This is a genomic window from Lentihominibacter hominis, from assembly GCF_014385065.1.
In the GTDB taxonomy this organism is placed as follows: domain Bacteria; phylum Bacillota; class Clostridia; order Peptostreptococcales; family Anaerovoracaceae; genus Lentihominibacter; species Lentihominibacter hominis.
This window is the reverse complement of record NZ_JACRTA010000001.1, coordinates 427194-441312: the sequence shown is the minus strand read 5'-3', so window position 1 is coordinate 441312 and position 14119 is coordinate 427194. Positions and strand designations below refer to the sequence as shown.

Below are 14119 nucleotides of genomic sequence, written 5' to 3'. Positions count from 1 at the left end.
TCGGGTTTTTTATCCGATGATATAATTTTGAAAAAATGATATTTGATGATGGAGGTATATATCATGATATTTGACAAGATCAAAGGAATAATAGCTGAACAGTTAGGAGTAGACGAAGAAGAAGTGAAGATGGAAACACATCTTATGAAGGATCTGGAGGCAGATTCACTGGATGCTGTTGAGATCATCATGGCTATCGAAGATGAATTCGATATCGAAGTTCCTGATGAAGATGCTGAGAAGTTCCAGACTGTAAGCGATATCGTGGGCTATGTAGAAGCAAGAGCATAGGTGCAGAAGGCTTTAAAATGAAGAGACAGACTAAGATCTCCAATGCAGTTATAAAGCGGCTTCCCAGGTACAGGCGATATCTGAGAGAACTGCAGAAGAAGGGGATCGATAAGATTTCTTCTAACGAATTCAGTAATCTGACCGGTTATACTGCTTCTCAAATAAGGCAGGATCTCAATAATTTCGGAGGATTTGGCCAGCAGGGATACGGATATAGCGTAGATGGCCTTTATAACGAAATAAGCGTTATTTTGGGACTGGATAAGGAATATAAGATGGTTATAGTAGGCGCAGGCAATTTAGGTCAGGCCATAGCTAATCATACTTACTATTACAAGACCGGGTTCATCGTATGCGGTATATTCGAAATCAATCCCAAGCTTATAGGAATGAAGATAAATGACATAGAGGTAATGGATTACGATAGTATCGTGGAATTCGTTGAAGACAATGATATCGATATAGGAATAATATGCACAACTAAAGATGCTGCGCAGGAGGTAGCGGATAAACTTTGCTTTGCAGGTGTCGGAGGTCTTTGGAACTTTGCTCCTGTAGATATAGAAACACCTCATCATGTCGCAGTGGAAAATATGCATATAAGCGACAGTTTGCATTCGCTTGCCTATCATATGAATAAAAGCCAAAATCAGGAAGAGAAGAAATAATATAAAGTTACATAAAAATATTGGCAATTAAATAACCGTTTCATTATGAAACGGTTATTAATTTCAGATGATATATGTTCCAGCTTATTCTTCAACCGGAGCGTCTACAGGACATGCGCCTGCACATGCGCCGCAGTCTATGCATTTGTCGGCATCGATAACATACATAGAATCGCCAGCTGAGATAGCTTCTGTAGGACATTCATCAATGCAAGCACCACAACTGATGCACGAATCTTTAATTACATAAGCCATTGTAAGTACCTCCTTTAAGATTATCATTAAATGACAAACTGATTATAACAAACCTTTGAGAGGAATTCAAGAGGAATTCAAAATGAAAGTTTATGGACTTATAGGCAGAAGCGGCACAGGAAAAAGTTTTCAGGCCGTTAACTTATGCAAAGAATTGAATATAGAAAGTATTATAGATGATGGATTGTTTATCTGCAGGAACAAGGTGGCTGCGGGAATATCTGCAAAACGTCAGAAAACAAAGGTGGGAGCTGTAAAAGCTGCACTTTTTACTGATGAAGGTCACATGAAAGAGGTTTCAGAAGCCATAGGAAAAATGAATCCTTCATCTGTATTAGTGATTGGCACGTCTGACAGAATGGTGGATAAAATTGTAGCAAGACTCGGACTTGAAAAGATAGACGAGAGAATCTATATAGATGATATAACTACAGAGGTTCAGAGAGCTATGGCGAGGAAGCAGCGGGATGAAATGGGGCAGCATGTTATTCCTGTACCTACATTTCAGCTTAAAAGACAGTTTTCCGGTTATTTTATGATGCCTATGAGGATGATACTGAAGGAGTTCGGTTCATGGAGGGATATATCAGAAAAATCTGTAGTCAGACCTACATACAGTTATTTAGGTCAATATAAAATTTCTGAGAGAGTGATGAACGATATAATAGAAGGGGTAAAAAGAGCTGATGAAAACGTAGCTGAAATCAACAAAGTGGGAGTAGCCGTTATGCAGGATGGAATAAATCTTTATGTAACTGCAGTTTTTAGATATGGCATAGACTTGCCGGAGGCTGCCAAACGTTTTCAGAAGAATACAGTAAGAGAAATAGAATATATGACAGCATTTAATGTAAACAGACTTGATCTGGAAGTGAAAGGTTTAATATGACAGCTGAAGAACGAAATGGCGTAGTATTTGTAGAAAGTGTAAAAGACTTTGATCTTGACAATATCTTTGACTGCGGACAATGTTTCAGATGGGAAAAAACTGAGACAGGTATGTATCTGGGTACTGCTTATGGAAGGCAGGCTGCGATGTCATATGATAAAGATAAAGAACTGCTTAAAATATATGGTTCCTCTTTGGAAGAGTTTGAAGGTATATGGAGACATTATCTGGACCTTGACCGGGATTATTCTTCTATAAAACATATTTTAGCAGATAAAGATCCTGTGATGGCAAAGGCTATAGAATATGGTCAGGGGATAAGGATACTTAATCAGGAAAAGTGGGAAACACTTATTTCATTTATAATCTCTCAGAATAACAATATCCCAAGAATAAAAAAATGTATAGATTCACTGGCAGCGACTCTCGGAAAGAAGATAGGGGAGTTTGATGGCAGAGAGTTTTTTGCACTGCCTGATGCGGAAACATTGGCCGGAGCCGGCCTTGATGATCTTGCTCCCTGCCGTCTGGGATACAGAGCTAAGTATCTTATAGAAACAGCGAGGCAGGTAGCTGAGGAAGGATTAGACTCTTTGAAAAAACTGGGAGATGATAGTGTTTCTTCTGAGGAGACCTTTGAAGCTCTTAAACGTTATTGCGGGGTAGGGCCGAAAGTTGCTAATTGCATAGCTCTTTTTTCTATGGGAAAGACAGATAGATTTCCTATAGATGTTTGGGTAAGAAAGGTTATGAACAGACTTTACGGAATTGCTGAAAATAATATGAAAGAAATGGAGCTGTTTGCCGCAAAAAATTTTGGGCGATATGGCGGAATAGCTCAGCAGTATCTTTTTTATTATATAACTCATAATAAAGAGATTGCAGATGAAGACAGCAATATTTTCTGACATCTGAAAGAAATTTAAAAAAGGTAGTTGACAAAAGCAGGAAATGGCTGTAAATTATAGTTAGCACTCATAAATAATGAGTGCTAACAAATGAACAAAAAGAGGGGAGCCTCTTTCAAAATTTTATTAAGATAAAAAAGTAAAGGAGATGGCACAATGAGTATTGGAATTAAACCTTTAGGTTCAAGAGTTGTTATCAAAAAAATCGAAGCAGAAGAAAAAACTGCCAGCGGTATTCTTCTGACAAGTTCTGCTAAAGAAAAGCCCCAGATGGCAGAAGTCGTTGCGGTAGGTCCCGGAACGGATGATGAAAAGATGGAGCTTAAAGTAGGAGACAAAGTAATCTTTTCACAGTATGCAGGAACAGATGTTAAGTATGGCGGTGAAGAGTTATCCATAATGAGTCAGAGAGATATTCTGGCTATCGTTGAATAATTAAGGAGGGATTTTTAATATGGCAAAGGAATTACATTACGGTGAAGATGCGAGAAGAAAACTTCAGTCAGGTGTAGATAAGCTGGCAGATACAGTCAAGATAACCCTTGGACCAAAGGGAAGAAACGTGTTGATCGATAAGAAATTCGGTTCACCTCTTATTACGAATGACGGTGTTACTATAGCAAGAGAGATCGAGCTGGAAGATGCAGTTGAGAATATGGGAGCACAGGTAGTCAAAGAAGTTGCATCCAAGACTAATGATGTTGCCGGTGACGGTACTACTACAGCAACTCTGCTTGCTCAGATCATTATTAAAGAAGGCTTTAAAAACGTTGCTGCAGGAGCTAACCCTATGGTACTGAAGAGAGGTATTCAGGGAGCTGTAGATGTGGCTGTAGATGAGATTAAGAGACTTGCGCAGATTGTAGATAATAAAGAAAGTATTGCTCAGGTAGCATCTGTGTCAGCAGCTGATGAAAACATCGGAGCGCTCATAGCAGAAGCTATGGAGAAGGTTGGCAAGGACGGGGTAATCACTGTCGAAGAATCAAAGACTATGGGAACAACCCTTGAGGTGGTTGAAGGTATGCAGTTTGACAGAGGGTATTTCTCCCCATATATGGTAACTGATACAGAAAAGATGGAAGCAGTTCTTGAGAATCCTTATATTCTGATAACAGATAAGAAGATAACTAATATTCAGGAAATCCTGCCTGTGTTGGAACAGGTGGTTCAGCAGGGAAGAAAACTTCTGATAATCTGCGACGATTTAGAAGGAGAAGCTCTTGCTACGATTATCGTCAATAAGCTGAAGGGTACATTTGACTGCGTAGCTGTAAAAGCTCCGGGATTCGGAGACAGAAGAAAAGCTATGCTGGATGACATCGCTATTCTGACAGGCGGTACGGTGATTTCTGAAGAACTCGGATATGAACTTAAAGAAGCGACAGTAGATATGTTGGGAAGTGCTGCAACTGTAAAAGTTGATAAAGAAAACACAGTTATCGTTGATGGTGCCGGAGATGCAGATGAGATACAGGCAAGAGTAGCTCAGATCAAAACTCAGATCGAAAATACTACTTCTGAGTTTGATAAGGAAAAGACTCAGGAGAGACTTGCTAAACTGGCTGGCGGCGTAGCTGTTATCAAAGTAGGTGCTGCTACAGAGACAGAGCTTAAGGAAAGAAAACTGAGAATAGAAGATGCTCTTAACTCAACTAAAGCGGCAGTGGAGGAAGGTATAGTGTCAGGCGGAGGTGTAGCTCTTGTAAATGCTATTCCTGCCGTGGCAAAATATGTTGAAAGCCTTGATGGCGATGCCAAGACAGGTGGAGCTATCATTGTAAGAGCTCTTGAAGAGCCTGTAAGACAGATTGCAGAAAATGCAGGATTTGAAGGCAGTGTTGTCGTAGCTCAGGTGAAAGAAAGCAAAGAAGGTGTTGGATTTAATGCTGCGACTGAAGAGTATATAGGGATGATAGATGCAGGTATTGTTGACCCTGCAAAGGTTACAAGATCAGCTTTACAGAATGCTGCATCAGCATCAGCAATGCTTCTTACCACAGAGGCCGGAATAACAGATATTCCTTCCGAAGAACCTGCAATGCCTATGGGAGGCGGAATGGGCGGCGGAATGCCGGGAATGATGTAGTTTCACATCAGTTTAATATAGATATAAAAAGAGGACTGTTTAAAACAGCCCTCTTTTTTGAAATTGCTTTTATTTAAAGAAAAAACATTTTCCGCATACATCAGGTGATGGTATGTGTTCATCTATAGTTTTACAGTGATCTTGACATTTTTGTCTGTCTATTCCGTTTTTTGAAATAGCTTTGCCCGGACATGAATTTATCATTTCGTCACTGCAGGAGATATTATCGGCTCCTTCATAACAACATTGTGTCATTATAGTACGAAATGCTTCTTTGAGCTGCTGGTCACTGAGGCTCATGGGAGTATCAGCGTATTTTCCGTCAGTTATCACAGTGCTTAAGCGGCCTCCGAATCCCGCTTTTGTACAGAATGATCCGGCAGGACCGAATTCTCCCATACCAGCGGCATAGGCAGCCATTTTATGAGACCAATTTTCATGATGAAGCTCTTCATTCCAGTCTATAGGGGTATTGGCACAGGATGAAAGTCTTCCCACCATATTCAGCGTTTCACGAATCACTCGGTTAAGCTTCATGGACAGCCACATAGATTCTGTAAAAGCCCTCGACCACTTGACGGAAGGCTCTGAATTGCCCATATTACTTTCTGTAATGTCATCAGCATAGGGAACGAAGTGTACTATCAGAGTATTTCCCGGTCTGTATATGTGTTTGGGATGATCGCTAAGCTGTCTTGTAAAAAACATATCAAAGAGAAGATGGGTAGCGTCTACGTAACCTATTATAGGATCGCCGAATTTAGTGACGATATCTTCCCTTTCCTCAAACTCTTTTATGGCTTGTATAACATTTTTCTCTATATTTTTCTTGACGTCAAATCCAACCATTTATATCACACCTTTCAAATTAAAGATATAACTTGTTTATAATATTGAAAATATTGTTTCACGACTCTATTATCCTATAATAACATATTTTTAATGATAAAACGTTGCATATGCAACATTTTATCATTTCGCGTCAACATCTTTTTGCGGGCGGAATGCGATAAACAGCAGTACACTTATCAGCATAAGTATAGGATAATAAAGATAAGGCATTATTGCTATAGGAGTAATTCCTACGAGAGCGGCTGCCGTAAGAAGCTGTGCGCCATAGGGTATGAGTCCTTGACCTACAGAAGCGAAAATATCGAGAATAGAAGCAACACGTTTTGGCTGAACTCCGAATTCATCTCCTATTTCTCTGGCTACCGGACCGGACATTACGATGGCTACTGTATTGTTGGCTGTACACATATCTACCAGAAATACCAGTATACCTATGCCGAGTTCTGCGCCTCTTTTTCCGTTAACTGATTTTTTGATTCCGTCAATTATCAGGGAGATACCGCCGTTTTCTTTTATTAGAGACACTATACATGCGACTATTATGGAAATAATGGATATTTCAAACAGCCCTGTCATACCTTCACCTATAACACCAAATGATTCCATGAATGTAAATGATCCATTGAAGATACCTACTATCATTGAAAGGATAATACCTGAAAATAATACGGCAAACACATTGAAGCCTATAAGAGCTCCTATCAGGACTACAAGATATGGTATTATTTCGATGAAGTTGTAATCATACACGTTTGGCTCGTATGTCATGTGCATGGTTTGCAGATAAAATACTATTACTGTTATAAGTGCAGCAGGCAGAACTATAAGAAAATTCTGTTTGAATTTATCTTTCATTTCACATCCCTGTGTCCTTACTGCAGCGATAGTAGTGTCTGAAATCATGGAGAGGTTATCTCCAAACATAGCTCCGCATACAGTGGCGCCTATACATATAGCAATAGGGAAACCTGTCTGTTCAGCTACACCCAGAGCTATGGGGGCAAGAGCAGTGATGGTTCCCATAGAAGTCCCCATAGATAATGATATGAAACATCCGATAACGAATATGCCTACTACCATAAACTGAGGAGGAATTATTGAAAGTCCGAAATTGACGGTACTTTCTACACCTCCGGCTGCAGTTACTATACCTGAAAAGGCTCCGGCCACAAGGAATATCAGAACCATGGTTATGATATTGACATCTCCGGCTCCTTTGGCGATTATTTTAAGCTTTTCGTCAAATGGTACTTTGCGGTTTTGAAGGAGCGCTACGAACAGTGCAATGATAAAGGCCACGTAAGCAGGCATACTGTAGAAGTCTTTACTGATAATGCCTGCTCCTGCAAAGACTATTACGAATATGAAGAATGGGAGCAGTGCGAGAATTCTGTGTTTCATTGGGGATTTCCTCCTAAATCGGTGAAAAGTGATAAGTATTATTCGACTCTGTTGAGTCGTCCTCCTTGCAGCCAGCTTTTAAGATTGTCTGCAAGAATATCTATTACAGCCTGACGCATCTCTATAGGCGACCAAGCCATGTGAGGTGTTATTATACAGTTTTCCAGTCCGATGAGAGGACAGTTTTCGGAAGGTGGTTCTGTTTCCAAAACATCTACTGCGGCTGCACTTAAAAATCCGGATTTAAGTGCATCTGCCAGCGCTCGTTCATCTACAAGGCCTCCCCGGGCTGTATTAATGAGAACAGAACCGGGTTTCATGTTGACAATGAAATCCGTGCTTACCATTCTTTTGTTTTCTTCAGTAAGAGGGCAGTGAAGAGAGACGAAATCTGATTTCATAGCTCCTTCAGGATCTTCTCTGTATATATTTATTTTCATCCCAAGAGCTTTTGCTATTTCTGCTACTTTTTTTCCTATAGCGCCGTAACCTATTATTCCCAGTGACTTCCCGGTAAGAAGATTTACAGGCTTTTTCCAGTAACAGAAATATTTGCAGTCTGTCCACTGTCCCTGCTGGACTGACTGATTGTGCAAGCCTACGTTGTTTGCCAGCTCCATTATAAGAGCAATGGTATGCTGAGCTACAGCGTCAGTAGAGTAGGATGGTATATTGGTTACCGCTATACCCATATCGGCAGCGGCGGCTATGTCGATATTATTGTATCCTGTAGCAGTAGAACCTATATACTTAAGATTAGGGCATTTTTCCATGAATTCTCTTGTGATAGGGCATTTGCTTGTCATGAGTATTTCGCTGTTTCCTATGCGTGACAATGCTTTATCCATGGGTGTGGCATCAAATACGGTAAGCCTGTCACATAAATTTTCCAGCTTATCCCAGCTTAAATCTCCCGGATTAATGGTATAACCGTCAAAAATTACAATATCCATATATTGACCTCCCAATTTGCCAATGATTTATTTTAGTGTGTTTTAAACTTAGGCTATAAGAGCCATTTTACACTATAAAAGTTGGAAAGTCCAGGTCATGTATGGTATAATCGTGTGTATATGTTTTGTTAAGAGAAAGGGGATCTTATATGGGTCTGACAGATATTCTCCTGATCGGTGCGGGGCTTGCTATGGATGCTGCAGCAGTTTCTATGACTAATGGAATGGTTTATAAGAATCTGAATAAGCTTACTTACATATCTATGCCGGTTTTTTTCGGGGTATTTCAGATGCTGATGCCGGTAATGGGATATTATGCAGGAGGACTGTTTGCCGAAATAATGACTAGATATTCGGGAATAGTAATATTTGTGATATTGGGAATTATAGGCGCAAAGATGATAAAAGAAGGAGTAGAGGATCTGAGAAAACATGAAGTCTGTCCGGCGAAAATAATGACATTAAAAATCCTTTTTTTTCAGGCTATAGCCACAAGTATAGATGCTTTTGCTGTGGGAATAGGGTTTAGCGCAGTAGGTATTGGTATTTTCAGGCCGTCGGCAATAATAGGTGCTGTGACTGTATTTATAGTGGTGGCGGCTATTTTTATAGGTCGCAGATTTGGGAATATGCTTGGCTGCCGGGCCGAGATTTTGGGCGGAATGATATTGGCTGTTATAGGGATAAAAGCATTATTTTAGTATATGTAAGTAAGGTGGATGGATTATGGAAAAGATAATAGTTGCAGCAACTCAGAACAATCATAAGATAAGAGAGATAGAAGCAATAACGAAAAAATTCGGAATGACTATAATATCAAGAAATGAGGCCGGCATTCCGGATATAGAGATAGTGGAAGATGGAGAGACTTTTGAGGAAAATTCATATAAAAAAGCTTATGAGATAATGAAATTATGCGGAAAAATCACCATAGCGGATGATTCGGGGCTTGAGGTGGATTGTCTGGGTGGAGCTCCCGGAGTTTATTCCTCAAGATTTTCAGGTTCTGACGGAGATGATGAAGCCAATAACAGAAAACTTATAAGTCTTATAAAAGACGTTCCTTATGAAGAACGGACAGGAAGGTTTGTTTCTGTTATAACTATGGTATTCCCTGATGGAGATAAGATAGTGGCTAGAGGTGAAGTAGATGGACATTTGCTGCTGGAACCGGAAGGATCAAACGGATTCGGATATGATCCTTTGTTCGTCCCTGCCGGGTATAATGAGTCATTTGGCCGGATAGATCCGGAAATAAAGAACAGAATAAGTCACAGAGCCAATGCTTTGACTGAGCTTGGCAAAAAACTTCGTGATAAAGAGGTGAGCCTGTAAATGGCAAAATTTAGAACAAGATTGCTTAAAATGCTTATATTGGGATTTAAACAGCTTCAGGATCCATATTATCAAGGGTTCGCAGCACAAGTATCATTTTTTCTGCTGCTTTCTATCGTTCCTATATTTCTGTTGATGACACAGCTTCTGGGATTGTTTGATATTTCAGTGGAAAGTGCGCTGAAACTTATAGAAGCTTATACAGGTAAAGAAATGTCGGGAATGCTGCGGCAGCTGTTTGAATTCAAGTCCGCCGGATTCAGTTCTGTTATTTTTGCTGCAATTGCACTCTGGGCAGGATCGAGAGCCTCCTTTGCCATCATGAGGATAACGAATTATACGCTTACGGGAGGACGGAGTACCGGAAGAAATTATTTTGTAGAGAGATTCCGTGCAATCAAGACGATAATAATAACGATATTTACCATAGTTTTTTCACTTATAATATTGGCTTACGGCAAGCTGATACTGGAACTGGCGTTGTCTGTGCTGGGACTGGATTCTCAGACATATGCAGACAACATCTGGATGTGGCTCAGATGGGTGCTGGGCTTTGTACTGTATTTTCTCATGGTCAGTTATAATTATTACCTTCTGCCCACGGAAAGGGTACAGTTTCGCAAAATGCTTCCGGGCAGTCTTTTTGCTTCGGTAGGTATGTTGCTGGTAACTTTGTGTTATTCCAGATATGCAAACTCACTTGCGGATTATGACTTGCTGTATGGGGCATTATCATCGGTAGTAGCAATACTTTTTTGGTTTTATCTGCTGTCGTGGGTGCTGTGTCTCGGAGTTTTGTGTATAAAGGTATGGGATGATACGAAGGAAAAAGAGCAGGTAAGTAAAAGAACTCCTGTGAATCTGTAGGTGCAGTATAAAGGAGCCAGATGTGATTGAACAGATAACATTGAAAGAATTGAAGATAGGAAAAACAGCTACAGTAATATCCGTAGGAGGAGAAGGGGCTCTCAGGCAGCATTTTCTTGACATGGGGCTTATTCCGGGTGTAAAGGTGACAATGGTAAAGCATGCGCCTATGGGTGATCCTATAGAATTGAGACTGCATGGTTATGAGCTTACTTTGAGAAAAGATGATGCGGCGAAGATAACAGTTCATCATGTGACAGATACTGATGGAACCGGAAAACATGCAAATTATGAAAGGGCTGTAGCTCATCCTGGTCTGGGAGAGGGAGGGAAATATCATGTTAAAGCAGATGAAGACCCTGTTCCGGAAGGCGAAACCCTGACATTTGCTCTTGCCGGAAATCAGAATTGCGGTAAAACAACACTTTTTAATCAGCTCACGGGAGCGAATCAGCATGTGGGAAATTTTCCGGGAGTGACTGTAGACAGAAAAGACGGAGTCATAAAGAATCATGATGATACCATGGTGACTGATCTTCCGGGTATATATTCCATGTCTCCATACAGCAGTGAGGAGTTGGTGACAAGACATTTTGTTCTTGATGATGATCCCAAAGGGATAATAAATATTGTGGATGCTACTAATATAGAGAGGAATATGTATCTCACAATGCAGCTCATGGAGCTTGACATTCCTATGGTCCTTGCTATCAATATGATGGATGAGGTAAAAGACAACGGCGGATCTGTAAGAGTCAATGAAATGGAGCAAATACTGGGAATACCGGTGGTTCCCATTTCTGCAGCTAAAGCGGAGGGGATAAATGAACTGGTGGATCATGCTGTCCATGTTGCCAGGTATCAGGAACGTCCGGGAAGAATGGATTTCTGCAGTTCTGAAGAAAAGGGAGGAGCTGTACATAGATGTCTTCATGCTATAATGCATCTTATAGAAGATCATGCTGCAAAAGCAGGCTTGCCGGTAAGATTTGCTGCAAGTAAGCTGGCAGAGGGCGATGATATTATATTAGAGAGGCTGGGGCTGAGCCTGAATGAACGTGAAATGCTTGAACATATAATTATACAGATGGAAGAGGAATGCGGCTTGGATCGAGCCGCTGCCATTGCCGATATGAGGTTTAGTTTTATAGAAAAAGTTTGCGCTGCTACTGTAATAAAACCTGAAAAAAGCAAAGAACGATCCAGAAGTCATAAACTGGATAAGGTGTTCACGGGAAAATTTACGGCACTTCCGGCTTTCATAGGTATAATGGCTGTTATTTTCTGGCTGACGTTTAATGTAATAGGTTCGTTTCTATCCAACTGGCTGGATAAAGGAATAGGAGCTGTAACAGAACTGGTTGATAAAGCGTTGACTGCGCTTGATGTAAACAGTGTAATACATTCTCTTGTAATAGATGGTATCTTTAACGGAGTAGGCAGTGTACTCAGTTTCCTCCCGGTGATAGTGACGCTGTTTTTCTTTCTGTCATTGCTTGAAGACAGCGGATATATGGCCCGGGTCGCTTTTGTTATGGATAAGCTTTTGAGGAAGATAGGACTTTCGGGGCGGAGTATTGTTCCCATGCTTATAGGGTTTGGATGTACGGTTCCGGCAGTTATGGCAAGCAGAACGCTTCCTTCCGAAAGAGACAGGAAGATGACTATATTGCTCACACCGTTTATGAGCTGTTCGGCAAAGCTTCCTATATATGCGTTTTTTACCGCAGCGTTTTTTCCGGGTCATGGCGCGCTGGTAATGATAGGATTATACATAACAGGGATAGTAATAGGGATTTTGGTGTCGCTTCTGCTTAAAGGCACGGCCTTTAAGGGTGAGCCGGTTCCTTTCGTTATGGAATTGCCTAATTACAGGATGCCGGGAGCCAGGAATGTTACTTTTCTTTTATGGGAGAAAGCTAAGGATTTTATGCAGAGGGCGTTTACTGTTATATTTCTGGCTACCATAGCTATATGGTTCCTTCAGACTTTTGATGTACATATGAACGTGGTGACTGACTCAAAGGAGAGTATGCTGGCTGCCATATCGGGAGTGATAGCTCCGGTGTTTATTCCGCTCGGATTTGGAGACTGGAGAATATCTACAGCCCTGATGACAGGATTTATGGCAAAGGAAAGTGTAGTGTCTACTCTTTCTGTACTGTTTGGCTCTACAGGGGCTCTGGTAGGTGCTATAAGTCCGCTTACAGCGTTATCGCTTCTTGTATTTTGTCTTTTATACACCCCTTGTGTTGCTGCGGTGGCGTCAGTAAAACGAGAACTGGGAGGAAAATGGGCTATAGGGGTAGTAGCAGGACAGTGCACTGTAGCATGGCTGGCTGCTTTCATAGTTAAAATGATAGGCATGTTGATAGGTTATTAGATATAAAAAGGTAGCAAAGTATTTTAACTTTGCTACCTTAATTTTTAAGAGAAACAGAGAGCCGGTTTTAGTTTTATCTGAGGATTCTTACTCTTATGATTCCTTCTCCTGTAATAGCTGACTCATCCACATCGCCGGTAGTTTCAGCGAGTGTATAGGCATATTCTCCTTTTACCTTATTTATTACATCACCGTCGCAGATTGCAGCAACTTTTTCGAGTACACCTGCATCAGCTTTTGAGATGATTGATATCCTCGTACCTTTTTTTGGTCCGAGTGTGCATGCAGGCATGTTTACAGAGTTTACGATATTGCCATTCTCAAGGTAATCCATCACCTGATCTACCGCCATAACAGCACAATTATCTTCTGCTTCGGCAGAAGATGCTCCCAGATGAGGAAGCGCCAGAATTCCCTTTTTTCCTATGACTGTATCATTAGGGAAATCAGTAATGTATTTTTTTACTTTGCCGCTGTCTATGGCTGACAGAAGATCACTGTCATTAACCAGTTTGTCTCTGGCAAAGTTGAGGAAGACGACTCCGTCTTTCATCTGTGCAAAAGCTTCTGCGTTTATCATTGCCTTGGTGCTGTCCATTACAGGAACGTGTATGGTTATGTAGTCACATTGAGGATACAGATCTTTTAGGGAGTCTGCAATATCGATGGTATTGGAAAGCGAGTGAGCGGCCTTTACTGAAAGGAATGGGTCATGGCCGATAACGTTCATGCCGAGACTTTCCGCAGCATTGGCTACCAGCACACCGATAGCTCCCAGCCCTATAACTCCTAAGGTCTTTCCTTTGATTTCAGTTCCTGCGAACTGGCCTTTGCCTTTTTCTACGGCTTTTCCAACATCTTCAGTGCCTATCAGTGTTTTAGCCCATTCGAATCCTTCGGTGATATTTCTTGCAGCCAGAAACATTCCTGCCAGACATAATTCTTTTACAGCGTTGGCATTTGCTCCCGGAGCATTGAATACCACTATTCCTTGCTGGGCACATTTATCGAGGGGGATGTTGTTCACGCCTGCTCCTGCTCTTCCTACAGCCATGAGATCAGCCGGAAGGTCCATATCGTGCATGTTATAGCTTCTGAGTATGATACTGTTTGCTTCTTGAACATTTTCTGTTATTGTGTATTCATCAGTCAGACGAGCAAGTCCGGCAGGTGATATTTTGTTTAGAGTGCTAATTTTATACATTTTTTTACCTCTCATTTAACTAAC

At 41.0% G+C, this 14119-nt stretch carries 15 protein-coding genes; 10 read left to right on the top strand and 5 right to left on the bottom strand.

Features of this window, described 5'->3' with window-relative positions; all coding sequences use genetic code 11:
* The first annotated feature begins 63 nt into the window (after nt 1-63).
* Complete coding sequence (gene acpP / locus H8692_RS02060; RefSeq protein ID WP_177269280.1) at nt 64-291, top strand: acyl carrier protein; 228 nt, start codon at nt 64-66, stop codon at nt 289-291.
* Nucleotides 292-308: 17 nt separating this feature from the next.
* Complete coding sequence (locus H8692_RS02055; protein WP_177269278.1) at nt 309-959, top strand: redox-sensing transcriptional repressor Rex; 651 nt, start codon at nt 309-311, stop codon at nt 957-959.
* An 84-nt stretch (nt 960-1043) separates the two neighbouring features.
* Here H8692_RS02055 and H8692_RS02050 read toward each other — a convergent pair whose 3' ends face one another.
* Nucleotides 1044-1214 carry a DUF362 domain-containing protein gene (locus tag H8692_RS02050; RefSeq protein WP_177269276.1) on the bottom strand — a complete coding sequence of 57 codons (171 nt, stop codon included), beginning with the start codon at nt 1212-1214 and terminating at the stop codon, nt 1044-1046.
* Between the two features lie 82 nt (nt 1215-1296).
* Here H8692_RS02050 and H8692_RS02045 point away from each other — a divergent pair, with 82 nt between their 5' ends.
* The 4 genes from H8692_RS02045 to groL all read left to right on the top strand — a co-directional run bounded on the left by H8692_RS02045 (nt 1297) and on the right by groL (nt 5100).
* Nucleotides 1297-2103, top strand: coding sequence for an Asp23/Gls24 family envelope stress response protein (locus H8692_RS02045; protein WP_177269274.1), 807 nt, complete (start codon nt 1297-1299; stop codon nt 2101-2103).
* Entirely contained in the window at nt 2100-3011 is a 912-nt protein-coding gene (locus H8692_RS02040; RefSeq protein ID WP_187524889.1) for a DNA-3-methyladenine glycosylase family protein, read from the top strand. Before H8692_RS02045 ends, H8692_RS02040 begins: the two co-directional genes overlap by 4 nt.
* A 162-nt stretch (nt 3012-3173) precedes the next feature.
* Nucleotides 3174-3446: a co-chaperone GroES gene (locus H8692_RS02035; protein WP_177269319.1), complete on the top strand. Its 273-nt coding sequence runs from the start codon at nt 3174-3176 to the stop codon at nt 3444-3446.
* 19 nt (nt 3447-3465) lie between these two features.
* The gene (gene groL / locus H8692_RS02030) at nt 3466-5100 is read left to right on the top strand and encodes a chaperonin GroEL (RefSeq protein WP_177269270.1); all 1635 of its coding nucleotides are present in this window, start codon (nt 3466-3468) and stop codon (nt 5098-5100) included.
* Nucleotides 5101-5169: 69 nt separating this feature from the next.
* On the opposite strand, the gene H8692_RS02025 is transcribed toward groL, so the two are convergent.
* The 3 genes from H8692_RS02025 to H8692_RS02015 all read right to left on the bottom strand — a co-directional run bounded on the left by H8692_RS02025 (nt 5170) and on the right by H8692_RS02015 (nt 8306).
* Entirely contained in the window at nt 5170-5949 is a 780-nt protein-coding gene (locus H8692_RS02025; RefSeq protein ID WP_187524888.1) for a hypothetical protein, read from the bottom strand.
* A 123-nt stretch (nt 5950-6072) separates the two neighbouring features.
* Nucleotides 6073-7353, bottom strand: coding sequence for a Na+/H+ antiporter NhaC family protein (locus H8692_RS02020; protein ID WP_187524887.1), 1281 nt, complete (start codon nt 7351-7353; stop codon nt 6073-6075).
* 38 nt (nt 7354-7391) lie between these two features.
* Nucleotides 7392-8306, bottom strand: coding sequence for a D-2-hydroxyacid dehydrogenase (locus H8692_RS02015; RefSeq protein ID WP_187524886.1), 915 nt, complete (start codon nt 8304-8306; stop codon nt 7392-7394).
* Between the two features lie 149 nt (nt 8307-8455).
* On the opposite strand from H8692_RS02015, the gene H8692_RS02010 reads away from it, so the two are divergent.
* Genes H8692_RS02010 through feoB form a run of 4 tightly spaced genes read left to right on the top strand, consistent with a single transcriptional unit; the run spans nt 8456 to nt 12891 of the window.
* Nucleotides 8456-9007: a manganese efflux pump MntP gene (locus H8692_RS02010; RefSeq protein ID WP_177269330.1), complete on the top strand. Its 552-nt coding sequence runs from the start codon at nt 8456-8458 to the stop codon at nt 9005-9007.
* Between the two features lie 25 nt (nt 9008-9032).
* Nucleotides 9033-9641: an RdgB/HAM1 family non-canonical purine NTP pyrophosphatase gene (rdgB, locus tag H8692_RS02005; protein ID WP_177269328.1), complete on the top strand. Its 609-nt coding sequence runs from the start codon at nt 9033-9035 to the stop codon at nt 9639-9641.
* Nucleotides 9642-10508, top strand: a complete 867-nt coding sequence (locus H8692_RS02000) for a YihY/virulence factor BrkB family protein (protein WP_177269326.1) — start codon at nt 9642-9644, stop codon at nt 10506-10508. It abuts the gene before it with no gap.
* Between the two features lie 22 nt (nt 10509-10530).
* Nucleotides 10531-12891, top strand: coding sequence for a ferrous iron transport protein B (gene feoB, locus H8692_RS01995; protein ID WP_465250880.1), 2361 nt, complete (start codon nt 10531-10533; stop codon nt 12889-12891).
* A 73-nt stretch (nt 12892-12964) separates the two neighbouring features.
* Here the strand turns inward: feoB and H8692_RS01990 are convergent, their stop codons facing one another.
* On the bottom strand, nt 12965-14095 hold the full coding sequence (locus H8692_RS01990; RefSeq protein WP_177268342.1) for a 3-phosphoglycerate dehydrogenase: 1131 nt from the start codon (nt 14093-14095) through the stop codon (nt 12965-12967).
* Nucleotides 14096-14119 lie beyond the last annotated feature (24 nt).

What these genes read in the sequence shown, in the direction of transcription:
- acpP (WP_177269280.1), top strand. Translation starts at nt 64, where the DNA reads ATGATATTTGACAAGATCAAAGGAATAATAGCTGAACAGTTAGGAGTA.
- H8692_RS02055 (WP_177269278.1), top strand. Translation starts at nt 309, where the DNA reads ATGAAGAGACAGACTAAGATCTCCAATGCAGTTATAAAGCGGCTTCCC.
- H8692_RS02050 (WP_177269276.1), bottom strand. Translation starts at nt 1,214, where the DNA reads ATGGCTTATGTAATTAAAGATTCGTGCATCAGTTGTGGTGCTTGCATT.
- H8692_RS02045 (WP_177269274.1), top strand. Translation starts at nt 1,297, where the DNA reads ATGAAAGTTTATGGACTTATAGGCAGAAGCGGCACAGGAAAAAGTTTT.
- H8692_RS02040 (WP_187524889.1), top strand. Translation starts at nt 2,100, where the DNA reads ATGACAGCTGAAGAACGAAATGGCGTAGTATTTGTAGAAAGTGTAAAA.
- groL (WP_177269270.1), top strand. Translation starts at nt 3,466, where the DNA reads ATGGCAAAGGAATTACATTACGGTGAAGATGCGAGAAGAAAACTTCAG.
- H8692_RS02025 (WP_187524888.1), bottom strand. Translation starts at nt 5,949, where the DNA reads ATGGTTGGATTTGACGTCAAGAAAAATATAGAGAAAAATGTTATACAA.
- H8692_RS02020 (WP_187524887.1), bottom strand. Translation starts at nt 7,353, where the DNA reads ATGAAACACAGAATTCTCGCACTGCTCCCATTCTTCATATTCGTAATA.
- H8692_RS02015 (WP_187524886.1), bottom strand. Translation starts at nt 8,306, where the DNA reads ATGGATATTGTAATTTTTGACGGTTATACCATTAATCCGGGAGATTTA.
- H8692_RS02010 (WP_177269330.1), top strand. Translation starts at nt 8,456, where the DNA reads ATGGGTCTGACAGATATTCTCCTGATCGGTGCGGGGCTTGCTATGGAT.
- rdgB (WP_177269328.1), top strand. Translation starts at nt 9,033, where the DNA reads ATGGAAAAGATAATAGTTGCAGCAACTCAGAACAATCATAAGATAAGA.
- H8692_RS02000 (WP_177269326.1), top strand. Translation starts at nt 9,642, where the DNA reads ATGGCAAAATTTAGAACAAGATTGCTTAAAATGCTTATATTGGGATTT.
- H8692_RS01990 (WP_177268342.1), bottom strand. Translation starts at nt 14,095, where the DNA reads ATGTATAAAATTAGCACTCTAAACAAAATATCACCTGCCGGACTTGCT.